Raw genomic sequence first — 24,991 nt, forward strand, 5'->3', positions numbered from 1 at the left:
CCATGCCCCATGCCCAATGCCCCATGCCCCATGCCCCATGCCCCATGCCCAATGCCCAATGCCCAATGCCCAATGCCCCATGCCCCATGCCCCATGCCCAATACCCGTTTCATTGTGCAATCAACGGCAAAATTAGGGTTACGAAATAATAAACTAAAGGTGCGGTAAAAATATAACTATCAGTACGGTCTAAAATACCACCATGTCCAGGAATTAACTGTCCAGAGTCCTTGACTCCAGCATCCCGTTTGAGCATGGACTCGGTGAGATCGCCTAAAAGGCTAGCAATGCCTATTAGCAAACCCAATGCTAAACCAGTAAACAGAGATTTAGGCAAGTGCAAATAATAGGCTCCAGCTAAAGCTACAGCAACGCTGGAGGTAATACCAAACACAGCACCTTCTACGGTTTTTTTCGGACTAATTTCAGACAAACGGGTTTTACCAAAGAATTTGCCAATTGTGTAAGCACCGATATCGGCTGCCCAAATACACAGCAAAGTCAGCAGTGTTGCTGTCAAACCTTGTGGTAGAGAAGTAGAATTTGCCTTTTCCCAGAAACCTGCCCAAGTTGTTGGCCAGTAGCCTCCGAAAGGAAGATTGCTAAAAGCAGCAGTATCAATCGCTCTTAAGCGCACCCAATAACTCGGTAAATAACCTACGTAAAATAGCCCCATAATTGAAGCGGAAATATCCGCGATGGTGGCGAATTTGGGTTGAAATAGCAGGTAAAAACAAATAAGTGTGCCAGCTATTGGCATCACAGCATCGGCTAAACTGCCATCAAGGGTACAAATTATCAGCAAGACTTGGCTAGCAGCCATAGTGGTCTTAGCGGCGGGAGCAATGCCTCTGGCTCGCACCAAATTAAAATATTCCTGTTGACCCAAAAAGACAACAACCGCAAACATAATGGTAAAGTACCAACCCCCCAAAAGGGTCGCACTCAGAGCAAGAGCGATCGCAATAATTCCACTAATAATCCGAGACCAAGGCATAGAAGTATTAAATATTGGGCATAGGGCATTGGGCATTGGGCATTAAGAGTGTGGGAGGGGTGAGAGGTGTGGAAAGGGTAGGAAGCTTTTTTCTAATCTCCTCATACTTCCCCATCTCTCTATGCCCCATGCCCTATGCCCTAATCCAGTTTCTCACCACTGAGGATAAAAATGGGATCGACGGCGGTAAAGGTTTGAGAAAAGCCGCGTGTTTCTAAACGGTTGACCGCAGACTGGACGACTTCGATATTTCTAGCCCTTAATAGGGAAAAACTCTGGGAAATAGCATATAGACTCTCTAGATTAGCAGCTGTGGCTACAACCCGACCTGATGGCGGTAAATATTGCCAAGCTGCTTGCAGAATTTCTTGAATGGGGCGTCCTCCCTCGATACAAACGCGGTGAGGGGTCACCTTGAGATCCTGCAAACACTCTGGGGCGCTACCTTCAATGACTTCGACGTTGTTGACTTCAAAGCGATCGCAGTTACGCTTAATCAGATTAGCTACTTCTTCATCCCTTTCAACAGCAATAATCTTTCCTTTTGGGCACAGCAATCCCACTTCTACTGGAATTGTACCCGTCCCTGCACCAATGTCCCACAACACTGAATTTGGTTGTAGCCGCAGTTGAGCAATTAACAACAGTCGGACTTCTCGCTGGCTCAGGGGAATCCCTGGCAAATGCTCGAACAACTCATCGGGAATACCAGGGGTAATATAAGGCCAAAGTTGGGAAGGCATAGAACTACGCAATTATACTAAAGATATTGGCAAACTACATTGAAAAGCCATTAATTATGAAAACTTTTCAAAAGTAGCTTTATCACAAACAATAATGATTGGCGAAATATTGGACGAGCGCTACGAAGTTCAGCAGCTATTAGGAAAAAAAGCAGGGCGACGGACGCTGTTAGCTCGTGACTTGAAAACTCAGGAATTAGTCGTCATCAAGTTACTCTCTTTTGGTAGTGACTTTGAATGGGACGATCTCAAGCTGTTTGAGCGAGAAGCTCAAACGCTAAAATCTTTGTCACATCCTTTAATACCTCGCTATTTAGACTATTTTGAGGTAAATTCACCAACTATCAAAGGATTTGCCCTAGTACAAACTTATATTCCAGCACAAACTTTAGAGCAATATTTACAAACTGGACGGACTTTTACGGAAGCTGAGGTAAAACAGATAGCCTTAGCTCTTTTAGAAATTCTGATTTACTTACATGGGCTGCATCCGCCTGTTATCCATCGTGATATTAAGCCTAGCAATATTTTATTGGGCGATCGCTCTGGCAATAGTGTCGGTGAAGTTTATCTCATCGATTTTGGTTCGGTGCAAACTGTCCTCGCCACAGAAACCGGAACTAGGACTGTGGTGGGAACTTACGGTTATATGCCTCAGGAGCAATTTGGCGGGCGCACCGTTCCGGCTTCTGATATTTACAGTTTAGGCGCGACGTTAATTTACTTGGTAACGGGTACTCACCCCGCGGATTTACCCCAAAAGGATTTTCGGATTCAGTTTGAGCAAGTGGCTAATCTCAGCCAGAATTTTACTCGCGCTTTGCAACAAATGACTGAACCGAGTTTAGAAAAACGTTTGAGTTCTGCCTCACAAGCCTTAAAAATTTTAGAACAGCCACAGTTTGAACTTGATAAAGCTTTAGCTGTTGGCAAACCAATAGGTAGCAAAATTCAAGTAATTAAAAATTGGAATACTCTCGAAATTCTTATTCCATCAGCAGGGTTTCATCCATCAATAATATTTACAGGTTTGTTTGCGATCGCTTGGAATTCATTTACTCTGTTTTGGATAATTGCCGTAATCTCTGCACCTATTACGAACGATTATTCAACCTTCCTGTTTACGTTGTTCTCACTCCCTTTTTGGGGTGCTGGCTTTTACATGATGTATCAATTTTTGTTCCCTTTGTTGGGGCGCATTCGACTGCGTTTAAATGCTCAGCAAGTTACTTTTACAAATGAACTGTTGGGATTTAAATTCAACCGTACCCATCCAACGCCAAGACAACATGTACGCAAGCTGGTTTATAGTCCGAAACGCTATGAGATAGATTTGAACACCGGTACTAGAGTTGAGGTGAAGCCAGAGTTGATCCTTTGGGTTGGAGTGCATAAGTATCAACTGGCTGGTTCTGGTGGTGTAATTAACTCTGAACTGGAAATAGAATGGTTAGCTCAGGAATTGAGTAATTGGTTAGATATACCAATTACGCGAGAATAAACAAAATAAATAATTTTTGATATTTTTACTTTTTATGAGTGGTCAAATATTAGGCGATCGCTACGAAGTCAAGCAAATATTAGGTAAAAAAGCTGGGCGCAGAACGCTATTAGCTTGTGATTTACAAACTCAGGAATTAGTTGTTATTAAATTACTTTCTTTTAGTAATGATTTTGAATGGGATGATTTGAAGTTATTTGAACGGGAAGCTGAAACTTTAAAAAATCTTGCACATCCCTCTATTCCTCGTTATTTAAATTATTTTGAAATCAATTCGCCTCAACAAAAAGCATTTGCCTTAGTCCAAACTTATATTCCAGCCAAAACTCTAGAACACTATTTAAAAAGCGAACGCACTTTTACAGAAGCAGAAACCAAAGAAATAGGTAAAGCTGTTTTAGAAATTTTGATTTATCTGCATCAGCAAAACCCGCCTGTCGTCCATCGCGATATTAAGCCTAGCAATATTTTATTGGGCGACAGGTCTGGCAATAGTGCCGGGCAAGTTTATCTAGTAGATTTTGGCTCAGTACAAAATGTGGCTGCCACTGAAGGCGGGACAATTACTATTGTGGGAACCTATGGCTATATGCCACCAGAACAATTTAGTGGTAAAACGGTTCCAGCTTCCGACCTTTATAGCTTAGGTGCAACTTTAATTTATCTGATGACGGGGACTCATCCTGCCAATTTTCCCCAAAAAGATTTGCGGATACAGTTTGAACATTTAACTAATTCTAGTCTGGCTTTTAACTATTGGTTAAGGTTGATGATTGAGCCTAGTTTAGAGCGGCGTTTAACTTCTGCCTTTGAAGCAATTCAAGTATTACAAAGAAACTTTGCTCCGGTAGCTGTTCAAAAACCAACTGGTAGCAAAATCAAACTTATTAAAGATGAAAACTCTCTGAAAGTTTTCATTCCTCCTGTTGGCTTTCATCCGTTATTTGGGTTAACAAGTTTGTTTGCGATCGCTTGTAATTCGTTTATCCTTTTGTGGACAATAGGTGTTATGACGACGCCTTTTCCGGCAAACTTCATCTTGAGTTTGATATCACTCCCTTTTTGGGGCGCTAGCTTTTTAATGGCAAACACAGTCCTGTTTGCTTTGTTTTTAGGCATCCGTCTGCGGCTCGATCGCCAGAAAATTGCTTTAAACTGGGAAATATTCGGATTGAAATTCCATCGTCCTCGTCCAGCCCCAAGAGAACATATTACTAAGTTGGTGTATATTCCAAAACACTCTCAAACAGGTTTCCTGGGTGCCAAAATCGAGGTTCCGCCCCAATTAACTATTTGGGCAGGAACGCGCAAGTATCAACTGTGTGGTGCAGGTAGCAGTATGAACTCGGAAGCAGAGGTTCAATGGCTAGCTCATGAATTGAGTGATTGGTTGGGCATACCAATTCAGGGAGAATAAACAAAACGCATAATCTTAAAGGGGGTCTAAAAATGGAAACTACAAGCAAAAGAAAATTCCTAATGGAATTAATTGAAAAACATTTAAATATCGCACCCGAAAGCACTTTAGAAAAAGTTTTAGAACTTTTAGAGGATGAAGAAGATATTAGAGATGCTCGTGCTGAAATAGCAGACGCAAAAGTTAACGGTACTATTTCTTGGGATGAATACAAGAAAGAAACCGCGTGACTTACCAAATTGAATTTACCAAGGGAATAAACAACTGAAGAAACTACCAAGCCCTATTAAAGAATGTATCGACTCAAAAATTGAGCAATTAGCAATAGAACCACGTCCAGTGGGTGTTAAAAAATTGGCGGATGAAGAATCTTTATATCGAATTAAAATAGGTGATTATAGAGTAATTTATCAAATATTTGATACGATTTTATTAGTGAGTGTGATTAAAGTGAAACATCGTAGAGACGTTTATAGAGATGAGTCTTGAGAGAGAACAGTTAATTAAAAATTATTGAGAGGAACTGTGTATGTTGTTTGGACTGGGATGGCCAGAAGTAAGTGTAATTGCCATAGTAGCTATTCTAATTTTTGGCCCAAAAAAAATTCCCGAACTGGGAACTGCACTGGGTAAAACCCTACGCGGCTTTAAGCAGGAGATGAAAGCTCCCAGTGACGAAACCAATCCGGAACAAGAAAAACAATAGTCAAGGGTCAAGGGTCAAAAACTTTTAGCTGCTTGACTTTTAACCCTTGACTTTTGACTACAGCAATGTATTTACTACAGAAGAAGGTGCAACTCCATTTTGGGAATCAACGATCGCTGTACCAGTATTTTGTTGGTGTGTCTCTTCTTTAACCACACCACGTGCTCTAATTAATTTAATCGCCCGACTAACGCTTTCTGGTAAAATCACCACGAGGCTGTTATCGGGTGCCATGTCCAAGCCTTTGTTAATCGCTTGTGTTTCATCCAAAATTGATTCGTAGCGACTATCAGGCTTGACTTGGGTAATGCCTTGAATAATCAACTGGGCGGCCGATCCCCGCGGTCTTCCTCTGGTGTCATCGTCTTCTTTGACGATGATGTAATCAAAAATTTGTGCTGCTAGTTTGCCCAAGGTCACAAAGTCTTCGTCACGGCGATCGCCAGGGCCACCAATTACGCCAATGCGTTGTCCGGTCGTCCAGTTCCGCACGAAAGCACCTACAGCTTCGTAACTAGCTGGGTTGTGGGCATAATCCACCAAGGCGTTATAATTCCCTAAATTAAACAAATTCATCCGTCCTGGGGTTTGACTCACGGAAGCCCGGAAGGTCTTCAATCCTGCACGAATCTGCTCAATTGTGACGTTTTGCACGAATGCTGCCAAACTTGCTGCTAAGGCGTTGGCAATCATAAATGGCGCACGTCCGCCCATTGTTAAAGGTATATTTTCTGCTCTTTCTATACGGTGTGTCCAATCGCCTTTGACAATGGACAGATAACCATTTTCATATACCGCTGCGACTCCGCCTTTTTGGATGTGCTTGTGCACCAATTCCGAGTCGGGATTCATGGTGAAGTAAGCAATGTTGGCTTTAGTTTTTTCTGACATGGCAGCGACGCGGCGATCGTCGGCGTTGAGTACTGCATAGCCATCAGGAAATACAGCTTCTGCGACTACGCTCTTGAGGTTAGCTAACTGGTCAATTGTATCTATATCGCCTATTCCTAAGTGGTCGGCGGCTACATTCAATACTACGCCCACATTTGCTGCTTCAAAGCCCAGCCCAGAGCGAAGAATTCCACCGCGAGCTGTTTCCAGCACTGCTACCTCCACTGTGGGGTCTTGCAGGATCAGGTGGGCACTTTGGGGGCCTGTATTATCGCCAGATTCTACTAAGTAATCACCGATATATGTTCCATCTGTAGTAGTATAGCCTACTACCTTTCCAGTCTGCTTATAAATATGTGCTAGGAGTCGGGTAGTGGTGGTTTTACCATTAGTACCCGTGACGCTGAGAATCGGAATTTGGCAAGATTGTTCGTTGGGAAACAACATATCCATCACCGCGCCGGCGACGTTGCGGGGAATGCCAACACTGGGGGCGACGTGCATTCTAAAGCCGGGAGCGGCGTTAACTTCGACAATCACGCCATCTACTTCTCGTAGGGGACGGCTAATGTCGGAGGTGACGATATCTAAGCCGGCGATGTCCAAACCGATAATCTTAACTACTCTTTGTGCCAACCAGATATTTTCTGGGTGGATTTCGTCGGTACGGTCTACAGCAATGCCACCTGTACTCAAGTTAGCTGTTGCCCGCAGGTAGCAAATAGTACCTTTGGGTAGTACGCTGTTTAAGGTGTAGCCTTGCCTTTCTAGCAGTTGGTAGCTAGTGCGATCGAGTTCAATCTTAGTGAGGACATTATCATGCCCTTCGCCGCGATTTGGGTCTTGGTTTGTTTCTTCAATCAATTCGGCGATGGTGGATCTGCCATTACCAGTTACATGAGCCGGGACGCGTTCGGCTACTGCGACTACTTTGCCATTTACTACTAGTACTCTGTGGTCGCGGCCAACATAATATCTTTCGACAATAATTGAGCGAGAAACTTGTCTAGCAGCTTCATAGGCAGCTTCAGCTTCTTCCCAAGTTCTAATATCAATGGTGATACCCCGTCCGTGATTGCCATCAAGGGGCTTAATCACAATTGGATAACCACCTACATATTCAATGGCTTCTTCCAAATCGTCCAAGAAGTTGATGGTTGTACCTCTGGGCACTGGGGTACCAGCGGCTGCGAGGATGCGTTTGGTGGCTTCTTTGTCGCAAGCTAGTTCTACACCCAAAATGCTGGTGTTGTCGGTCATTGTTGCCTGCATTCGCTTTTGGTTGATCCCGTAGCCTAGCTGGATCAAAAAGCGGGCTTCCAGAGCCATCCAGGGAATACCCCTTTTTTCAGCTTCTTTGATGATCGCTTCTGTAGAAGGCCCTAGTGAAGCATCACGGCTAAAATCTTTCAGGTCTTGAATATCTTGTTCTAGCTCTGCTTTGGGATAGCGACCGCGATCGACAATACTCTGGCACAATCGCACCGCAGCTCGTCCGGCGTAACGCCCTGCTTCCTCATTCAAGTACTCAATCACTACTTGGTAAATTCCAGGTGTAGCAGTTTCACGAGTGCGACCAAAGCCGACATGCATTCCAGCTAATTCTTGGAGTTCTAGCGCTACATGTTCCACGATATGGCCCATCATCGTGCCTTCTCTGACTCGCATTAGAAAACCACCACGACAGCCAGGGGAACAATAGTGACCCTCCAGACTTGGCAGCGCCTCAACTAATCCTTCGTAAAAGCCAGGGATTTCATTCGAGGGCGTCTCGGCAAGGTTTTCTAAATCGAGGCGCATGACGATCAGCTTGTGGCGTCGAATGCTCCAGTAGTTTGGGCCGCGTAAGGTCTGGATCTTGAGGATTCTCATGGGAATAGGTAGATGGAGATTCGGAACCAAAATTCTAGTTTCTTACTGCATTTGACCGCTAAACTGTTCACTGCAAACAGTTTTTTCTTTTTACATGCTATTCTCATCATTTTTCTACAACAAAAAATAAATGAGCGGTCAACCAAATTTTGGATTTTAGACTGGCGATTTTGGTGAAGCAGCGCGGTCTTGGTGAGTCCACTTGCCGTCTTGGCGCTTTGCGTCAATGGCAAAGTGACGAACCCGAAGGGGGGTTTCTCCATAAGCGACTGCTGAACCTGAAGGGATTGAAAGAGACCACAAGGGTACTTATGCTCTCTGAATCATTAGATTTACGATAGCGTAGCTAAGCCGAGTGCGGATAACGGTACGCTTTAAAACGAGCATTTTGGAGATTGGTTTCGCCGACTTTGTGGCGAAGGATAAACCAAAAAGCTGTTTTAATCTCAAATCCCCAACCCCAAATCTAAAATTTATGGTCAACTCAGTGTAACCTCAGGTACTTTATCCCGTCAGCTGGAGATTCGGTGTACAGCAGGCAATACAGTGCGCTGGTACAGGTGGAAGCGATCGCCATAGCTGAGGATATGCAGACGTAGATTATGCACCGTTAGGGGTTCGTTAGCACCAACATGAGGTTCGTTTGTGTGGGTTAGCTCAGTGGGATCGACAATGGTGACACTGCCTTTACCCATAACTTGTAGCCAGCCATCACGTTCAAACACAGCACAAGTATCTTCGTCAATGCCAATACCCAAGCGATCGGGATGAGCTGCGATCGCGCTGATCAGCCGTCCCATCCGATTGCGGTTATGAAAGTGTTGGTCAACGATCACTTCAGGAATAAATCCCAAACCCGTTGCCATATCCACTAAAGAACGATTTGGCGACTCTCCACTACCGCCGCCAGCAATCATATGATGCCCCATCACTGCCGCTCCGGCACTGGTGCCTGCTAAGGTAAGTTGCCCTGACCTCACCCGTTGCCGGATAATTTCCATCGCTGGCGTATCTGCCAATACGCCACAGAGACGCAGCTGATCCCCTCCGGTCAAAAATACCCCACTACAGGCTTCTAAGGATGCTTTGATTTGGGAGGCTTCACACTGTTCTCGTTCGCGGATGTCTAAAATCTCTACCTTCTGGGCACCCATTTCTTCAAAAATCCGGATATACCGACCACCGATGATAGCGGGTTCGCGAGAGGCAGATGGAATAATTGTAATATAGCCTTTACTAGCACCGGCACGTCCAAAAAAAGTTCTTAGGATATCCCGCCCATGAACTTTGTCTTCTGCGCCTCCGATAACTAGAACGGCGGTTTTAGTTGCTTGGGGTGTCCTCATTTCCAGCGATTTAGCTTTTAATTCCGGCATTGTGTTTCTCCTGTCAACAACTTCAGGAGCCATCGCCTTGGTAAGGCAGCGCGGTCTTTTTGGTTTCCAAAATGAGCGACTGCCGAAAGGGTTTCCAAGGCACTCCGTTGGGCGGCTTCGCCGACTTGAAGGAAGTGCCGTCGGCTTGTGGCGAATGGCATGTGAATTTAGCAAGATCGGGAGTCCGATGTTTTTGCACTTTGCAACTTCTGAGAGGACACTTTTGTGAAGTTTGGATTCTCCTGGGTCAAAGTTCCAAATTCTTGTTTAACGCACACGAGACCTCAGTTTAAACGTGTTTGTTGTCCTTCCTCTGCTGCTAGCGCCTTGTTTTTCACCTGTCCACTCCAGACTGGCAAAATAGTCCTTACTTAGTAAGCTAGGGAGGACACTTTTTTGGTGGGGTTTACCCTCCATTTGGGAGCCAGTGGTCTGGAGAGACATTGCGCCCTTAAACTTTCGCAAACTTGTTCGCCCTTGGGATTGGCAAAGGTTAACAAGTGGCCTCGATTGTGCCGACTTATTTGCCTTGTGTCTCCCTCAAGAGAAGAAACTGGCATCAAAGTGTCAGTTTTCCCCTTTGAGATTGGGGATGAACAGGTCAGACCACGTTTTTTTCTGAGGCTGGCTCGATGCATCCTGAAAGTTGTTAACTTGATATGATTATTAATTTAAATGTAGTTGTGACAACATTTAAACATAAATTAAGTAATTAGAAAAACTTTAGATCCCATCTAAAATCCAAGAGTCCTGGTACTTTTAGATACTATTGATAAAGTTTAACTGTAGTTTGACCCAACATTGGCTTCTTTTGTTTGCTAGACATTCATTATTTAGATTAGTGTCCTTGAATACGAATTACTGTGCGTTTTGATATAGTTACACTTTTTCCTGACTGTTTTCACTCTGTTCTTAGTTCTGGACTGCTGGGTAAAGCCTTAGCTAAACAGATTGCCCAAGTGCATCTGATTAATCCACGGGACTTTACAACTGACAAGCACCGTAAGGTAGATGATGAACCATATGGTGGCGGCGTAGGGATGCTAATGAAGCCAGAGCCAATCTTCAATGCTGTGGAGTCGCTGCCGATTCTACCTCGAAGAGAAGTTATTTTGATGAGTCCCCAGGGTCAAACAATTAATCAGCCTTTGTTGCGAGAATTAGCAACAAATTATGACCAATTAGTAGTGATTTGTGGGCATTACGAAGGAGTAGATGAGAGGGTGCTGCATTTGGTGACTCGTGAGGTATCTTTAGGAGATTTTATTCTGACTGGCGGTGAAATTCCAGCAATGGCATTAATTAATGGCGTAGTGCGCCTTTTACCAGGAACTGTAGCCAAAACGCAGTCGTTGACAGCAGAAAGTTTTGAAGAGGGATTATTGGACTATCCCCAATACACTCGCCCAGCGAATTTTCGGGGCTTAAAAGTCCCGGAGGTATTGCTATCTGGGAATCACGCCGCCATCGCCCGCTGGCGTTACGAACAACAAATTCAAAAAACACGCGATCGCCGTCCCGATCTGCTGGAAAAATGGGAGGAGGGGAAGGGGAATGGTGAATAGGAAGATGGGGAGTGTGGGGAGTGTGGGAGGAAAGATTTCTTCCCCATCCTCCCACGCCTTCCATACCCCTGTTTGCCTAATGACTAATGACTAATGACTAATGACTAATAACTAAATAACAAATGACTAAAATTCGTATTGGTAACGGCTACGATATTCACCGATTGGTGAGCGATCGCGCTTTAATTTTAGGAGGAATCGAAATTCCCCACGAACTCGGTTTGTTGGGTCACAGTGACGCTGATGTACTCACCCATGCCATTATGGATGCCATGCTTGGGGCATTATCTTTGGGGGATATTGGTCATTATTTTCCTCCCAGCGATCCCCAATGGGCGGGGGCAGATAGTTTAATACTATTAACTCAAGTACATCAACTAATTCGGGAGCAAGGTTGGCAAATAGGAAATATTGACTCGGTGGTAGTGGCAGAACGTCCCAAATTAAAACCGCATATTCACAAGATGCGCGACAAATTAGCGACGGTTTTAGAATTAGAATCAAATCAAATTGGCATCAAAGCTACTACTAACGAAAAATTAGGCCCCGTTGGACGGGAAGAAGGTATCTGTGCTTATGCTGTTGTTTTACTAGTTGCTTTAGAGTAACTTTTCTTGACTCACCAGTGAAGCTATTTAATCATCATCAGGGTGTTAATCACATGGGAATCTAGCTAGAAATATCCTTAAAAAACATTTTATTCATTAGAGAGCGTATAGTTCATCATGCATGGTTACACTCAGATAGAATAAAAATATTTTTCAGCGCTCATCCCAATAAATTTTTTGGGAAGGATGAAGCTCTGGAGGTTTTACAAAATAGTGAAATTCAGTATTTTAATAAAACCTAAAGCTTTCTTAGTTAGCTACAGTCTCAGTCAAATTAATTTTCTTATTCGTGTATTGAAATTATGAGTTTTTTGAGGAAAATATTTCTAGCAATTAAAGATTTTTGGTTACCAATACTTCTAAGTTTAGCAACAGCACTTACACTTACTGCCTGCAACCCTAGTAACTTCAAAACCGCAGCTGCTCAAGTTCCACAAATTGTTAGCGCGGTTTTAAGTGAGCCTTCAACTTTTAATTATGCTTTGAATGAGTCAGCATATAGTGTTTTTGGGTTCATCTATGACTCATTGATTAATGAGAATCCCATCACTACAAAACTAGAACCTGGTTTGGCAGAATCTTGGGAAGTTTCGGAAGATGCACAACGGGTTGTAATCACCCTACGAGAAGGGCTTAAGTGGTCAGATGGTAAGCTAATGACTGCTGATGATGTTGTCTTTACTTATAACGAAATCTACCTTAATCCAAAAATCCCGACTTCTTTAAAAGATAGCTTAAAAGTTGGAGAAAAAGGCACTTTACCGAAGGTAAGCAAAATCGACGATCGCCGGGTTGAATTCACTATTCAGGAACCCTTCGCTCCTTTTGTCAGATATGTAGGCGGCATCCCAATTATGCCAGCCCATGCTCTACAGGAAGCAATTCGCACAACTGAATCTGATGGAAATCCTAAGTTTATTTCTATGTGGGGAACAGGCACAGATCCCAAACAAATTGTTGGCAACGGCCCCTATGTTATGGAAAGTTATGTTCCCAGCCAGCGAGTTATATTTCGACGCAATCCATACTACTGGCGCAAAGATGCTCAAGGTAATTCTCAGCCGTACATCGAGCGTATTGTTTGGCAAATTATTGAATCCACTGAAAACCAGCTAATTAGTTTTCGTTCTGGACAATTAGATGATTTAGAAATTCCTCCAGAAGGTTTTAGTTTAATAAAACGAGAAGAAAAACGAGCGAAGTTTAAAATTTATAACGGCGGCCCAAATACAAGTACAACTTTTATTTCTTTCAATCTCAATAAAGCTAAGAATGCTCAAGGTAAGCCTTTGGTAGACCCCATCAAATCCCGTTGGTTTAATCAAAAGGAATTTAGACAGGCTATAGCTTATGCCCTAGACCGCGAAACAATGAAAATCAATGCTTACCGGGGATTAGGCGAACTGCAAAATTCATTTGTTTATGTGAAAAGCCCCTACTTTCTCCCTCCAGAAAAAGGATTAAAAGTATATAATTTTGACCAAGAAAAATCGAAAAAGCTTCTGTTAGATGCTGGGTTTAAATATAATGCCCAAAATCAACTCCTAGATGCTGATGGCAACCGAGTCAGATTTACACTCTTGACCAATTCTGAAAGAAAAGTTAGAGGAGATATGGCTGCTCAAATCCAACGAGATCTGGCCAGAATTGGAATTCAAGTTGATTTACAAATTCTCAGTTTCAATTCTTATTTAGAAAAACTGAAAGTTACACAAAATTGGGATTGTTATCTTGGAGGGTTTGCTGGAGGTGGTGTTGAACCCCACAGTGCTAGTAATATCTGGAGAATTAATGGTGCATCTCACGCATTTAATCAAGGCGCACAACCAGGAGATCCGCCGTTAATTGGTTGGGAAGTTTCTGATTGGGAAAAACAAATTGATAGCCTTTATATTAAAGGCGCACAGGTATTAGATGAAAACAAGCGCAAAGAAATTTATTACGAATATCAGCGCATCGCCTCAGAACAGCTGCCATTTATTCATTTGGTGGAAGGGTTGAATTTACAAGCAGTGCGCGATCGCTTCCAAGGTATTCAGTATACTGCTCTTGGTGGCCCATTCTGGAACCTCTACGAACTGAAAGTAGTTGATTAAATGGGGCATGGGGCATAGGGCATTGGGCATTGGGCATTGGGCATTAGTTATTTGCAAAAGACTAATGACTAGTGACTAATGACTAATGACTAATGACTAATGACAAAGGACTAATGACTGATGACGAATGAAAAAAATTTGCGATCGCTTTTAGAAGCGGTTGCCAATGGTAAAGTTTCCCCAGATATAGCCTTAGACTCTCTCAAAGGCTTAACCTATGAAAGTGTAGGTGAGTTTGCCAAAATTGACCACCATCGCCAGTTAAGAACCGGTTTCCCAGAGGTGATTTGGGGCCCTGGAAAAACACCAGATCAAATTGCTCAAATTATCGAGGTGATGCGCCTCCGTAACCCGGTAGTAATGGCAACTCGCATTGAAAGTGCAGTTTATAGCGCACTGCAAGCAAAAGTTAGAGGTTTGCGATATTACGAAATGGCGCGAATTTGTGCGATCGCTCCTCCTACCATCGAACCACAATTTCAAGGCGAAATCGGTATTCTTTCGGCTGGTACCGCCGATTTACCTGTTGCTGAAGAAGCCGCTGTTACCGCTGAACTTTCTGGTTTTCAAGTAAAGCGTCTTTGGGATGTCGGCGTTGCAGGTATTCACCGCTTACTAAATAATCGTCACGTCATCGATTCGGCATCGGTATTGATTGTCGTTGCCGGAATGGAAGGCGCTTTACCTAGCGTCGTTGCGGGTTTAGCAAATTGTCCCGTGATTGCTGTACCCACTAGCGTCGGTTATGGTGCCAGTTTTAGCGGTCTGGCACCTCTGTTGACAATGCTCAACTCTTGTGCTGCGGGAGTAGGTGTAGTGAATATCGATAACGGTTTTGGCGCAGCAGTTTTGGCAGGACAAATTTTGCGGACAGCCGAGAAATTGCGGTTGGCATCGCCTGAATCTTGAGTTAAGACATTAAAGTCATAACCAAGCTCTCAGTATTTTTCAGTAATTTATTTATAAATAAACTGGTACTGAAATTTGGCATCTCCAATCTATATAATCAGTGAACATGAGCCACTACAGCGATTTGATATCTCAGTTATTTTGGCATTTACCTGTTAATTTAATGGTGCTAGCACAAACAATTACCGATCCAGACTTGATGGGTCAGATACAAAAATCTTGGAACCATTTTATACAAACAGGTCAAGTGTGGGCATTGTTGATTGGTTTAGTCATTGGCTATATCATTCGGAATCTAACTAGCTACGGTTAAATTAATTTTAGATTTTGGATTTTAGATTTTAGATTAATCCAAAATCTAAAATTTAAAATCCAAAATTGATGCCCAATCTCTCATAATGTATGACTAAAGAACAAACTTGGAGTCAGCGGTTTGAATCAGCATTACATCCAGCGATCGCTCGTTTTAATGCCAGTATCAATTTTGATATTGAATTAATAGAATATGACTTAACTGGTTCTCAAGCTCATGCAAAAATGCTGGCTCACACCAGCATAATTTCCCAAGAAGAAGGCGAGCAATTAATTGCAGGTTTAGAGCAAGTTCGCCAAGAGTACCGCCAAGGAAAATTTCAGCCTGGTGTCGATGCTGAAGATGTGCATTTTGCAGTGGAACGACGATTGACGGAAATTGTCGGTGATGTGGGTAAAAAACTGCATACAGCGCGATCGCGTAATGACCAAGTTGGTACTGATACTAGACTCTACCTCCGCGACCAAATCCAACAAATCAAAAGTCAATTGCGCGAATTTCAAGGTGTTCTGCTAAATATAGCCGAAAAACACGTTGAAACTTTAATTCCTGGCTATACTCACCTGCAACGCGCCCAACCCCTAAGTTTAGCTCATCATCTTTTGGCATACTTTCAAATGGCACAACGCGACTGGGAACGCCTAACTGACGTTTCTCGTCGTGTGAATATTTCACCCTTGGGCTGCGGTGCTTTAGCCGGGACTACATTCCCTATTGACCGCCATTACACAGCTAAACTATTGAATTTTGACAACATTTATGCTAATAGCCTTGATGGAGTGAGCGATCGCGATTTTGCGATCGAATTCTTGTGTGCTGCTAGCTTAATTATGGTTCACCTCAGTCGGCTTGCAGAAGAAGTCATTCTTTGGTCATCTGAAGAATTTCGCTTTGTCACCCTCAAAGATAGCTGTGCAACCGGTTCCAGTATCATGCCCCAAAAGAAAAATCCCGATGTCCCAGAATTAGTACGGGGAAAAACAGGGCGTGTATTTGGTCATCTCCAAGCAATGTTAGTGATTATGAAAGGGCTACCGTTGGCATATAACAAAGACTTGCAAGAAGATAAAGAAGGTTTATTTGATACCGTTAACACAGTCAAAGCCTCTCTAGAAGCAATGACAATTTTATTGGGGGAAGGCTTAGAATTTCGTATCCAGCGCTTAGCCGAAGCTGTGACAGAAGACTTTTCCAACGCCACCGATGTCGCAGATTATCTAGCAGCACGAGGTGTCCCTTTCCGAGAAGCTTACAATCTCGTGGGTAAAGTTGTAAAAACCAGTATTGCCGCAGGTAAACTCCTGAAAGATTTGACACTAGACGAGTGGCAACAACTACATCCAGCATTTGCCCCAGATATTTATGAAGCCATATCCCCCCGTCAAGTCGTGGCTGCCCGCAACAGTTACGGCGGTACCGGCTTTGCACAGGTACATGAAGCACTCATAGCTGCCCGCGCTCAAGTTGGGGAAGATAGCGAGTAGGGGAGATAGGGAAGTGTGGGGAGTGTGGGGAGATGGGGAAGTGTGGGAGAAAGAGAATTTATGCCCCCTTCTCCTCCCTCTCTTCCCACCCCTCCCACCCCTCCCACACCTCCCACACCTCCCACACTTCTCAATGCCCAATGCCCCAAAATAATTGAGGGCGTACAAGTGTACGCCCTCAATTTCTAAAAGACTTAAAAAGTAAGTATATTAACAGGCAACTTACTCAGCGTCAATTGCTGCTGCGCCCTCATCTTCCTCACTCTTCGGTGGTCTTTGTTGGAACCTTCTCTGCATTCTTCCTGTCGTAGTCCGTTTACGAAACTTCCGGGCATATGCCTGGTTCCGTAGCGCCTTTTCTTTTTTCGGGTTACGGCGCTTAGCCATGTTCACCTCATTAATAAACAACAAAAAAATCGCAACTAGGCATAACGTAGGCAATATCAGCTACCAATGTTCTTGATATACTTTTAGCCTAGCGACCAATCGATACGCTTTAAACAGTGTTCTAGTCTACCGTATTCAACCTTATTCTGTCAATCAGAATTTAAAACTATCTGACCAAAGCTAGATAAAAATATCATTTCTGATATTCAAATATCATCTTAAATATATACAGCGATACAGCGTATTTCAGGTAAATAATGAAGTACACGGCTACGGAACATGTTACCTACGATTATCTGTACTTTACTACTTTGCATCTTTTGTATAAATTAGCTAATTAGTTGTTGTAGTGTTGTATCTATAAAAAGCTAATATTATTTATTCAAGGAAAACTTTAATTAAGCTTAGCCGAGTAATATAGCAGTTCTAAATGATTTGTTTTATAAGGTTATGATTTGATTTTTAAAAAGACTTTGTAAAGATTTAAAAACCTGATTCCCTATTCGCTACTCTCAATTCCTTGCCTATCGAGCTTCCCGTGCCACTTAAATAATTTCAACAATCAAATATGATTTTTATATTAGTTATTGTTCATTCTTGATTGGTCATTAACTATTTGCAATGAACAAAGGGCAAAGTGTGAGCACTGCCTTCTGGCGTTGAAAACTTTCTAACAGAGAATAAAGAGGAAATATTATGTGTATATAAATACAGTGCTGCTGAAGGAAACTTGATGTTAGAATTGAGATTGTTCTACGTAAATCGTTAGAATAAAATCTCAAACCACAAACATTTTTGTATAAAACAAAACTCAACAAAATTTTATGAGTTGAGGCTGATGTAAGTGGTAGAGAAATATAGAATACAACACATAAATTTTGAAGATTGAACGTTATTGCTTTTTTTCCGTCAGCTGTCGAGTCCACACGTAGCTTATGGCGTATTGGACAAACAGTATTGGGTATTATATTTCGTCATCCCATTACTGGCACTAGTATCATCCCAATTTTACCCGACGGTCGGATCGTACTGATCCGGCGACGGGACAATGGTCTTTGGTCATTGCCTGGGGGTATGGTTGATTGGGGAGAAGATATTCCCAACACAGTCCGCCGGGAATTAATGGAGGAAACTGGATTAGAATTGGTGAAAATTAACCGTTTAGTAGGAGTTTATTCCTCACCAGAGCGCGATCCCAGAATTCATTCAATTTGTGTTGTGGTTGAAGCCGAAGTAAGTGGGACAATGGAAGTTAAAGATGCTTTGGAAGTGATGGAAATCCAAGCTTTCCCTCCAAATTTGCTACCTCCAGGACAAATGTCTCACGACCATACTCAACAGTTGCAAGATTACTTGAATGGCTTGACAACCTTGGCATAATAATATTTTGTTATTAGTTGTTTGTCATTGGTCATTAGTTATTAGTCATTAATACTCTGTTACAAAGTTCTGTACCCTGTAATGTGGCAAATCAAGACGCTTGCGGACACGGCGAACTGATGATCTATTGCAGGAAGTCTTCTAGAGACTTTACGCTTTGTCCTTGTAAATAACTAATGACCAATGAGCAATGACTATTTATTATGGTGCTAAAGGTTCACTACTAAATTAAAATGGATACACTTTTCCGTAACTCCCGGAGAAAGCTTTCTCAAGGGTTATTATTTTGGCGTGAAGCCGGTGGAGAAATTCCTGTAGTTTTTTTACATGGTGCTTGGAATGATAGCAGTGAATGGTTATCTGTGATGGAGTCCCTTGCAGAAAACTTTCATTGCTTTGCACCTGATTTGTTGGGCTTTGGTGAGTCGGAGAATCCTAATATTCATCATTCGATTGATTTACAAGTCGAGTGTTTAGCTGAGTTCTTGCAAGCTGTCAAGCTAGAGAAAGTTTATTTAGTGGGGCATTCTCTTGGGGGTTGGATTGCTGCTAGTTATGCCTTAAAGTATCCAGAGAATGTTAATGGTATGGTACTGCTAGCACCTGAGGGCGTACAGATAGCAGGACAAGAAGAGTATTGTCGGAAGATGCGGCGATTATTGAATTATTCACCCTTGGTGGTTAAATTATTGCGATCGCTAATTACCTTAACTAAAATCCTGGGCTGGCATGAAAAAATTACACAGGATTTGCAATTACGTCAGGATTTGTTGCGTTACCCCATAGCTTGTCAGTTACTTTTCAAACGGCGACAAGCAGAAATTGAGGCGGAATCACTACAAAAACGCCTTTACATGATTGAAGTCCCAACTTTGATTTTACAAGGTGGCCAAGATACACCAGATGCTTTAGCCAAAAGTCAAGTTTATACCCAACTAATTCCAAAAGTTGAGTTGAAAATGATTCCCCATGCCGGAAATGATTTACCACAATCTTGTGCTGGGGATATAGCAATGGATATTCAAGAGTTTGTGAAAGGTAATTAGAAGAAGTAAAAAAAATTTGGCGTAGCCTCACAAAGAAATGGTATTGTTTCATGTCAATTCTTAATTAAGATGCATTTAATATTTATTTAACAAAATAATGCAATAATCTGTACTAAGCACAAAGCGGCTTTATACAGATAGATCGTTAAATTGGAAAAACTTTTCTGATGAAATTAACTCAAAAGCTTTGTATTGCTACTACTGGAGTAGTGATGAGCCTGGGTTTACAAAAAGCTGCCCCAGTTCACGCAGTTGCACTCAACTTTGATTGGACTGGTGATGCTGGATATTCAGCTAAAGGCTCGTTTTCTTATGATGAAACCCAAGGTTATACAACCATAGACACTTCAAAACTTCAATCCATTACAGTTTCTTTTTTTGATCCAAGTCAAAAACTGTTGAATAGTTTTGCTCCGGTTACTAATGGAAGTATTGTTTATAATTTTTTAGACTTCAACTACGATACAGCCACAAAGTCTTTGTTTGGATTCTTTGATGTAGGTCGAGATAACGGTCAAAGTACAGATTATTATCTGTTCGGAACTGTTGGTTTAGACCTGAGTCTAAGAAATCCTATTGAGGGAACAATAGATCGGAACAATGGATTAATTAATGTTACCTCTATAACCTCAATACCCGAACCATTAACAACAGGTGGCACAGTTCTCACTGCTGGCATCGCTTGGTTGGTGAAGCGTAGAAAAGTTACGGCAAAGAAAGCCAAAGCATAAGCTTCTTAGATAGTTCTCATGAAACTTTATTTTTTTGTTGGGCAAAACATCAAAATTGATTAACTTTTCCCAGACTCATAAAAGCTAGTCACAGACAGTTTAGATGTCCGTAACTAGCTTTCATAAATTTGGGAGAAAAACTCAAAAGCAACTTTTTAACATCAAATAATAACTATATTTTAAGGTCTACTTCCTACTATTGTGCATCTAATACCAATTCTTCGTGAAGCTGCATAGAATTTTACCCCTCCCCAACCCTCCCCTTGGCAAGGGGAGGGTGCGCGCTAGCGCGGGTGGGGTATTTATATGCGTCTTCATATTAAATTGGTATAATCAATCATTTCTTTCAATGAAAACCTAATATTAACAACAGTTAATTTTTCTCTATAGAGAGTGATTAAGAAGTGATTAAAAAAACTATTTAAAACTAAACACTTGTGAAGAAAATTTAAAATTTATTGATATAAAATACCTTTATTAATTGTAGAATTGGTAACAATTGAATGGATGATAAACTCAGCATCAAAATCCAACAAGGATATTTGAGTGTGAGATATCATCTGACAAAATACTACAAGGTATTAGTTCTTTTTCTTTGTACAACGTTGTTTGTCTTGTTTGGTCAGATAGTTATTGCTCAGAGTAACTATAATTTAGGCACTCAAGGGAAGCAAAGAGTAGAACTGATTGTGGGTGGCGATTTCATCGTGACGATGAATGAAGCACAACCGATTATTCAAAATGGTGCGATCGCCATTAAAGACGGGAAAATTGTTGCAGTAGATACACAATACAAAATCATGACATCATACAGAGCCGACAAGACGCTCCCAGGTGATGGTCTGGTGCTGATGCCGGGTCTGGTAAACGGTCATTCTCACTCAGCAATGGTTCTGTTTCGTGGTCTTGCGGACGACTTAGCGTTGCAGGATTGGCTTGAGAATTACATTTTCCCAGCAGAAGGGCAGTTCGTCGATCAAAATTTTGTCCGCGTTGGCGAACAGCTTGCCTGCTGGGAGATGATACGCGGTGGCACAACAACGTTTGTTGATATGTACTTTGAGCCAGATGTTGCTGCTCAAGTGGTTAATGAATGCGGCTTACGTGCCATTATTGCGCCCTCGTCAATAGATTTTCCCAGCCCTGGTTTCAAAGGATGGGATGATGCTTTTGCCTTAGCGATCGATTTTCTCAAACGTTGGAAAGGTAAGAACGAGCGTATAATACCAGCTATTGCTGCCCATGCTCCCTACACCGTCTCTCCAGAGCATCTCACCCAGGCTATTCAAGCTGCGCGTCATTACGATGTCCCCCTGACAATTCACCTGGCAGAAACACAAGGTGAAGTTAAAGATGTCCAGCAGCGCTATAACGCAACCCCTGTCAAACATCTAGATAATCTCAACTTCCTAGACCCGCGTGTATTTGCTGCACACGTTGTCTGGCCTAACGCAAGCGAAATCGCCCTACTGGCGAAACGCGGTGTTGGTGTTATCCACAATCCTGACTCAAATTTGAAATTGGCTTCTGGCTTTGCACCAATTCCGGCGATGTTGCAAGCGGGAGTTAAGGTTGGTCTGGGTACCGATGGAGCCTCGTCAAACAACGTTCTTGATATGTGGAACGCAATTCGCCTCACTGCTCTCATCCACAAAGGAACTACCCTTGACCCCACTGCTGTGCCAGCTAAGACAGTTTTGCGTATGGCAACACTTGGCAGTGCAGAAGCACTCGGCTTATCAAATAAAATTGGTGCGATTAAGGTGGGACTTCAAGCAGACGTGATTCAAATCCAGTTAAAAGAGCCACACTTACTCCCACTTTACGATGTCATCTCCCATCTTGTTTATGCAGCAAATTCCCAAGATGTTGATACTGTGATTGTAAATGGGAAAGTTCTCATGGAAAAACGTCAGATGCTGACACTTGACACTGAAAGAATTCGTCGTGAAGCTACTTCTATTGCCCAGAGGATAAAATCTCAATTCCGACCCTCGAATTAACAGTTGTTTATTCTTGGGGGAAACACTACGCTAAAAGCCGCGATCGCTGTTTACTGTTTTAAGAAATCTCAGCTGCTCTAGGTGTAACCTAGAGCAGTTTAATTATTTCTCGCATTCCCCAAAAGATTAAGTTTGGTTCCACAATTAAATGTGTTGCGATCTCAGGATATAACACTTGGAGATAGTTGATTATTAAAGTGCGATCGCCACCTTTAATTGCAATCTTTCCATTGGGAAATAAATTCCACCACGCCTGAATAAAATCTTTAATTCCACCTAAAAAAGTGTAAATTACCCCACTTTCAATTGCCTCTTTTGTATTCAATGCAAAACGTGGTGGTAGAGACGCATTTTTTGAGATTTCAACTAATGGTAATTGTCCTGTTTTTTGACCGAGAGTTGCAAATTGCAAGCCCAATCCTGGTAGAATTGCACCTCCAACCAAACACTGATTAGCATCCGCAGCCGTAAAAGTTAGCGTTGTTCCTGCATCAATCACCAACATTGGAAAACCCCAGGTTTTTCCCGCACCCCACAAAGCTAAAGCACGGTCAATTCCTAATGTGGGGTACATACCTTTGAGAGGTACTTCATTTAAAGTAATAACCCGAACGTTGGGATAAGTTTCCCAAATAGCAGTTTGGCTGGGAACTACCGAGGCGAGGAGGAGGGGAGGAAGGGATGAGGAGGTGGGGAGATGGGGAGATGGGGGGGATGAACCGCCCGTTTGTTCCTGTGCTTGTTCCCTAGTTTTATTTTGGGTTGCGGAAATTGTCAGTAGTAAATCATCTAATGTTTGAGATTGAGCTAGCTGGCAGATGATAGACTCAGGCAAATACTCAGTATTCCAAGCATTATCGAGAATTTCGCCCCTAAATAATGCCCAGTGCAACCGAGTATTGCCAATTTCCAAAGCTAGCCAAATCTTCTCTCCCGAAGTTCCGTTCGTCGTTCGCGCAGCGTCTCGAAGAGAAGACGTTGGCGTTCGCGGAGCGTCTCGTAGAGAAGCCATCCAAGGAAGCCTTGGCTCAGACTTTTCTCTGTGTTCTCTGTGCCTCTGCGGTTCGATCATTTGATTTTTTTTTAACATGAATATAAATTTTTTAATAAAAATTTACATATAACACGTGGCACAATAAGACAAGAGGAATAAATACTCAATTTGTCAAGGAGGGGGTTATGGTAGCACTCACCGAAAGAACTGAAAAACGGCTCACCATACAGACTGTAGAAATAGCTCAAGATACAACGGCAATTCGCTCACTCGATTGGGATCGCGATCGCTTCGATATTGAGTTCGGTCTGCAAAACGGTACTACATATAACTCGTTTCTCATCCGGGGAGAGCAAACAGCCTTAGTCGATACTTCCCACGAAAAGTTTCGTCAATTATATTTTGATACCCTTACGGGACTAATCAACCCCAAAGAAATAGATTATTTGATTATCAGCCACACCGAGCCAGATCACAGCGGTTTAGTGAAAGATTTACTGCAAATGGCTCCGGATATTACTGTTGTCGCTTCTAAGGTAGCAATTCAATTTTTAGAGGATTTGGTACATCAGCCATTTAAACGGCGGATTGTGAAAAATGGCGATCGCTTGGATTTAGGTAACGGTCATGAATTTGAATTCGTAATTGCACCGAATTTACATTGGCCAGATACCATCTTCAGCTTTGACCACAAAAACCAGATTCTCTTCACCTGCGATGCATTCGGGATGCACTATTGTTCCGATACCACCTTCGATGAAGACTTAAAAACTATTGAAGCAGACTTTAAATATTACTACGAATGTTTGATGGGACCAAACGCCCGGTCAGTGCTGTCTGCCCTCAAGCGGATGGGAGAATTAAAAACCATCGCTATGATTGCCACCGGTCACGGCCCTTTATTATCTCACAATGTTGACGAACTCGTTGGACGTTACCGCACTTGGAGCCAAACCCAAGCCAAGCCAGAAACAGCCATTGGCATATTTTACGTTTCGGAATACGGTTATGGCGATCGCCTCGCCCAAGCAATTGCCAACGGTATCGCTAAAACCAATGTCGCTGTAGAAATTGTGGACTTGGGGTCTGAAATCGATTTACAAGAACTGCGCGAACTAGTCGCCCGCTGTGCGGGATTGGTTGTTGGTTTACCTCCTGCTTCTGGTGCTGCTAACATCCAAGCTGCACTCAGCACAATTTTAGGATCTACCAAAGAAAAGCAAGCCATCGGCGTATTTGAAAGTGGCGGTGGCGATGATGAACCGATAGATCCTTTGCTGAGTAAATTCCGGAATTTGGGTTTGACAACGGTTTTCCCAGCAATTCGGATTAAGGAAACACCCACAGAAAACATCTACAAACTGTGTGAAGAAGCGGGTACAGACTTAGGTCAATGGGTAACGCGCGATCGCAACATCAAAGCCATGAAATCCCTTGGTGCAGACTTAGATAAAGCACTAGGCAGAATCAGCGGCGGACTATATATTATCACTGCCAAAAAAGGCGATGTTTCCAGCGCTATGTTAGCTTCCTGGGTTGCTCAAGCCAGCTTCAAACCTTTAGGATTTTCCATCGCAGTCGCCAAAGACAGAGCAATTGAATCATTGATGCAAGTAGGCGATCGCTTTGTTCTCAACGTCTTAGAAGAAGGCAATTTCCAACCACTGATGAAGCACTTTTTGAAGCGGTTCGCCCCTGGCGCCGATCGCTTTGAAGGAGTGAGAACCCAGCCAGCCGAAAATGGTGCCCCCATCCTCACCGACGCCCTCGCTTACATGGAGTGCGAAGTCGTCAGCAGAATGGACTGCGGCGACCACTGGGCAGTATACAGCACCGTCTACGCCGGACGAGTTTCTAAGCCAGATGCCCTAACTGCGGTGCATCATCGCAAAGTTGGAAACCACTATTAAAAGTTAGGAGTTAGGAGTTAGGAGTTAGGAGTTAAGAGTTAAGAGTTAAAAGTTAAGAGTTA

General features: G+C 42.7%; 24 protein-coding genes. 16 read left to right on the forward strand and 8 right to left on the reverse strand.

The window, feature by feature from the left end; translation table 11 throughout:
• Window positions 1-109: 109 nt before the first annotated feature.
• From H6H03_RS22165 to cbiT, 3 genes are read right to left on the reverse strand one after another with little or no spacing between them, the layout of a single operon-like run.
• Window positions 110-997: a phosphatidate cytidylyltransferase gene (locus tag H6H03_RS22165; RefSeq protein ID WP_190957237.1), complete on the reverse strand. Its 888-nt coding sequence runs from the start codon at window positions 995-997 to the stop codon at window positions 110-112.
• A gap of 7 nt (window positions 998-1,004) precedes the next feature.
• A complete protein-coding gene (locus H6H03_RS41405) occupies window positions 1,005-1,127 on the reverse strand; it encodes a hypothetical protein (protein WP_277926165.1) in 123 nt (40 codons plus the stop codon).
• 10 nt (window positions 1,128-1,137) lie between these two features.
• Window positions 1,138-1,740, reverse strand: a complete 603-nt coding sequence (gene cbiT / locus H6H03_RS22170) for a precorrin-6Y C5,15-methyltransferase subunit CbiT (RefSeq protein ID WP_190957238.1) — start codon at window positions 1,738-1,740, stop codon at window positions 1,138-1,140.
• A 94-nt stretch (window positions 1,741-1,834) separates the two neighbouring features.
• On the opposite strand from cbiT, the gene H6H03_RS22175 reads away from it, so the two are divergent.
• The 5 genes from H6H03_RS22175 to tatA all read left to right on the forward strand — a co-directional run bounded on the left by H6H03_RS22175 (window position 1,835) and on the right by tatA (window position 5,364).
• Entirely contained in the window at window positions 1,835-3,241 is a 1,407-nt protein-coding gene (locus H6H03_RS22175) for a serine/threonine protein kinase (protein ID WP_190957239.1), read from the forward strand.
• A 34-nt stretch (window positions 3,242-3,275) separates the two neighbouring features.
• On the forward strand, window positions 3,276-4,658 hold the full coding sequence (locus H6H03_RS22180; protein ID WP_190957240.1) for a serine/threonine protein kinase: 1,383 nt from the start codon (window positions 3,276-3,278) through the stop codon (window positions 4,656-4,658).
• A 32-nt stretch (window positions 4,659-4,690) separates the two neighbouring features.
• Window positions 4,691-4,888, forward strand: coding sequence for a hypothetical protein (locus H6H03_RS22185; RefSeq protein ID WP_190957241.1), 198 nt, complete (start codon window positions 4,691-4,693; stop codon window positions 4,886-4,888).
• A gap of 79 nt (window positions 4,889-4,967) precedes the next feature.
• Window positions 4,968-5,147: a type II toxin-antitoxin system RelE family toxin gene (locus H6H03_RS22190; RefSeq protein ID WP_313931895.1), complete on the forward strand. Its 180-nt coding sequence runs from the start codon at window positions 4,968-4,970 to the stop codon at window positions 5,145-5,147.
• Window positions 5,148-5,190: 43 nt separating this feature from the next.
• Window positions 5,191-5,364, forward strand: coding sequence for a twin-arginine translocase TatA/TatE family subunit (tatA, locus tag H6H03_RS22195; protein ID WP_277926167.1), 174 nt, complete (start codon window positions 5,191-5,193; stop codon window positions 5,362-5,364).
• A gap of 57 nt (window positions 5,365-5,421) precedes the next feature.
• On the opposite strand, the gene cphA is transcribed toward tatA, so the two are convergent.
• From cphA to H6H03_RS22210, 3 genes are all read right to left on the reverse strand, one after another.
• Window positions 5,422-8,127 carry a cyanophycin synthetase gene (cphA, locus tag H6H03_RS22200; protein ID WP_190957350.1) on the reverse strand — a complete coding sequence of 902 codons (2,706 nt, stop codon included), beginning with the start codon at window positions 8,125-8,127 and terminating at the stop codon, window positions 5,422-5,424.
• Between the two features lie 512 nt (window positions 8,128-8,639).
• Entirely contained in the window at window positions 8,640-9,503 is an 864-nt protein-coding gene (locus tag H6H03_RS22205) for a cyanophycinase (RefSeq protein ID WP_073641765.1), read from the reverse strand.
• On the reverse strand, window positions 9,491-9,664 hold the full coding sequence (locus H6H03_RS22210; RefSeq protein WP_190957243.1) for a hypothetical protein: 174 nt from the start codon (window positions 9,662-9,664) through the stop codon (window positions 9,491-9,493). The genes H6H03_RS22205 and H6H03_RS22210 overlap by 13 nt, the downstream gene beginning before the upstream one ends.
• Window positions 9,665-10,366: 702 nt before the next feature.
• On the opposite strand from H6H03_RS22210, the gene trmD reads away from it, so the two are divergent.
• The 6 genes from trmD to argH all read left to right on the forward strand — a co-directional run bounded on the left by trmD (window position 10,367) and on the right by argH (window position 16,478).
• Window positions 10,367-11,068 (forward strand): tRNA (guanosine(37)-N1)-methyltransferase TrmD, encoded by a 702-nt coding sequence (trmD, locus tag H6H03_RS22215; RefSeq protein WP_190957244.1) that lies wholly within the window; start codon window positions 10,367-10,369, stop codon window positions 11,066-11,068.
• Window positions 11,069-11,190: 122 nt separating this feature from the next.
• Window positions 11,191-11,676: a 2-C-methyl-D-erythritol 2,4-cyclodiphosphate synthase gene (ispF, locus tag H6H03_RS22220; RefSeq protein WP_190957245.1), complete on the forward strand. Its 486-nt coding sequence runs from the start codon at window positions 11,191-11,193 to the stop codon at window positions 11,674-11,676.
• Between the two features lie 302 nt (window positions 11,677-11,978).
• Window positions 11,979-13,772 (forward strand): ABC transporter substrate-binding protein, encoded by a 1,794-nt coding sequence (locus tag H6H03_RS22225; protein ID WP_190957246.1) that lies wholly within the window; start codon window positions 11,979-11,981, stop codon window positions 13,770-13,772.
• A 120-nt stretch (window positions 13,773-13,892) separates the two neighbouring features.
• Window positions 13,893-14,681 (forward strand): nickel pincer cofactor biosynthesis protein LarB, encoded by a 789-nt coding sequence (gene larB, locus H6H03_RS22230; protein WP_190957247.1) that lies wholly within the window; start codon window positions 13,893-13,895, stop codon window positions 14,679-14,681.
• 106 nt (window positions 14,682-14,787) lie between these two features.
• On the forward strand, window positions 14,788-14,994 hold the full coding sequence (locus H6H03_RS22235) for a hypothetical protein (RefSeq protein ID WP_190957248.1): 207 nt from the start codon (window positions 14,788-14,790) through the stop codon (window positions 14,992-14,994).
• Between the two features lie 89 nt (window positions 14,995-15,083).
• Window positions 15,084-16,478 (forward strand): argininosuccinate lyase, encoded by a 1,395-nt coding sequence (gene argH / locus H6H03_RS22240; protein WP_190957249.1) that lies wholly within the window; start codon window positions 15,084-15,086, stop codon window positions 16,476-16,478.
• On the opposite strand, the gene H6H03_RS22245 is transcribed toward argH, so the two are convergent.
• Window positions 16,454-16,627, reverse strand: a complete 174-nt coding sequence (locus tag H6H03_RS22245) for a hypothetical protein (protein ID WP_190957357.1) — start codon at window positions 16,625-16,627, stop codon at window positions 16,454-16,456. The two genes, argH and H6H03_RS22245, sit on opposite strands and share 25 nt — an antisense overlap.
• Before the next feature lie 1,123 nt (window positions 16,628-17,750).
• Here H6H03_RS22245 and H6H03_RS22250 point away from each other — a divergent pair.
• The 4 genes from H6H03_RS22250 (at window position 17,751) to H6H03_RS22265 (ending at window position 22,025) form a co-directional block, all read left to right on the forward strand.
• On the forward strand, window positions 17,751-18,245 hold the full coding sequence (locus H6H03_RS22250) for an NUDIX hydrolase (protein WP_190957250.1): 495 nt from the start codon (window positions 17,751-17,753) through the stop codon (window positions 18,243-18,245).
• 233 nt (window positions 18,246-18,478) lie between these two features.
• Window positions 18,479-19,291, forward strand: a complete 813-nt coding sequence (locus H6H03_RS22255) for an alpha/beta fold hydrolase (RefSeq protein WP_190957251.1) — start codon at window positions 18,479-18,481, stop codon at window positions 19,289-19,291.
• 167 nt (window positions 19,292-19,458) lie between these two features.
• On the forward strand, window positions 19,459-20,022 hold the full coding sequence (locus H6H03_RS22260) for a PEP-CTERM sorting domain-containing protein (protein ID WP_190957252.1): 564 nt from the start codon (window positions 19,459-19,461) through the stop codon (window positions 20,020-20,022).
• A gap of 503 nt (window positions 20,023-20,525) precedes the next feature.
• Complete coding sequence (locus H6H03_RS22265) at window positions 20,526-22,025, forward strand: amidohydrolase (protein WP_190957253.1); 1,500 nt, start codon at window positions 20,526-20,528, stop codon at window positions 22,023-22,025.
• An 88-nt stretch (window positions 22,026-22,113) separates the two neighbouring features.
• On the opposite strand, the gene H6H03_RS22270 is transcribed toward H6H03_RS22265, so the two are convergent.
• Window positions 22,114-22,950 (reverse strand): pantothenate kinase, encoded by an 837-nt coding sequence (locus H6H03_RS22270; RefSeq protein ID WP_313931896.1) that lies wholly within the window; start codon window positions 22,948-22,950, stop codon window positions 22,114-22,116.
• A gap of 254 nt (window positions 22,951-23,204) precedes the next feature.
• Between H6H03_RS22270 and H6H03_RS22275 the strand changes: the two genes are divergently transcribed.
• On the forward strand, window positions 23,205-24,929 hold the full coding sequence (locus tag H6H03_RS22275; protein WP_190957254.1) for a diflavin flavoprotein: 1,725 nt from the start codon (window positions 23,205-23,207) through the stop codon (window positions 24,927-24,929).
• The last annotated feature ends 62 nt before the right edge of the window (window positions 24,930-24,991 follow it).

Origin of the sequence: Nostoc paludosum FACHB-159 (genome assembly GCF_014698835.1) — a bacterium.
Classification (GTDB): domain Bacteria; phylum Cyanobacteriota; class Cyanobacteriia; order Cyanobacteriales; family Nostocaceae; genus Nostoc; species Nostoc paludosum.

Coding starts and splice junctions, on each gene's coding strand:
- H6H03_RS22165 (WP_190957237.1), bottom strand. CDS start 997: ATGCCTTGGTCTCGGATTATTAGTGGAATTATTGCGATCGCTCTTGCT.
- H6H03_RS41405 (WP_277926165.1), bottom strand. CDS start 1,127: ATGGGGCATAGAGAGATGGGGAAGTATGAGGAGATTAGAAAAAAGCTT.
- cbiT (WP_190957238.1), bottom strand. CDS start 1,740: ATGCCTTCCCAACTTTGGCCTTATATTACCCCTGGTATTCCCGATGAG.
- H6H03_RS22175 (WP_190957239.1), top strand. CDS start 1,835: ATGATTGGCGAAATATTGGACGAGCGCTACGAAGTTCAGCAGCTATTA.
- H6H03_RS22180 (WP_190957240.1), top strand. CDS start 3,276: ATGAGTGGTCAAATATTAGGCGATCGCTACGAAGTCAAGCAAATATTA.
- H6H03_RS22185 (WP_190957241.1), top strand. CDS start 4,691: ATGGAAACTACAAGCAAAAGAAAATTCCTAATGGAATTAATTGAAAAA.
- cphA (WP_190957350.1), bottom strand. CDS start 8,127: ATGAGAATCCTCAAGATCCAGACCTTACGCGGCCCAAACTACTGGAGC.
- H6H03_RS22205 (WP_073641765.1), bottom strand. CDS start 9,503: ATGCCGGAATTAAAAGCTAAATCGCTGGAAATGAGGACACCCCAAGCA.
- H6H03_RS22210 (WP_190957243.1), bottom strand. CDS start 9,664: ATGCCATTCGCCACAAGCCGACGGCACTTCCTTCAAGTCGGCGAAGCC.
- ispF (WP_190957245.1), top strand. CDS start 11,191: ATGACTAAAATTCGTATTGGTAACGGCTACGATATTCACCGATTGGTG.
- H6H03_RS22225 (WP_190957246.1), top strand. CDS start 11,979: ATGAGTTTTTTGAGGAAAATATTTCTAGCAATTAAAGATTTTTGGTTA.
- larB (WP_190957247.1), top strand. CDS start 13,893: ATGACGAATGAAAAAAATTTGCGATCGCTTTTAGAAGCGGTTGCCAAT.
- H6H03_RS22235 (WP_190957248.1), top strand. CDS start 14,788: ATGAGCCACTACAGCGATTTGATATCTCAGTTATTTTGGCATTTACCT.
- argH (WP_190957249.1), top strand. CDS start 15,084: ATGACTAAAGAACAAACTTGGAGTCAGCGGTTTGAATCAGCATTACAT.
- H6H03_RS22255 (WP_190957251.1), top strand. CDS start 18,479: ATGGATACACTTTTCCGTAACTCCCGGAGAAAGCTTTCTCAAGGGTTA.
- H6H03_RS22260 (WP_190957252.1), top strand. CDS start 19,459: ATGAAATTAACTCAAAAGCTTTGTATTGCTACTACTGGAGTAGTGATG.
- H6H03_RS22265 (WP_190957253.1), top strand. CDS start 20,526: ATGGATGATAAACTCAGCATCAAAATCCAACAAGGATATTTGAGTGTG.
- H6H03_RS22275 (WP_190957254.1), top strand. CDS start 23,205: ATGGTAGCACTCACCGAAAGAACTGAAAAACGGCTCACCATACAGACT.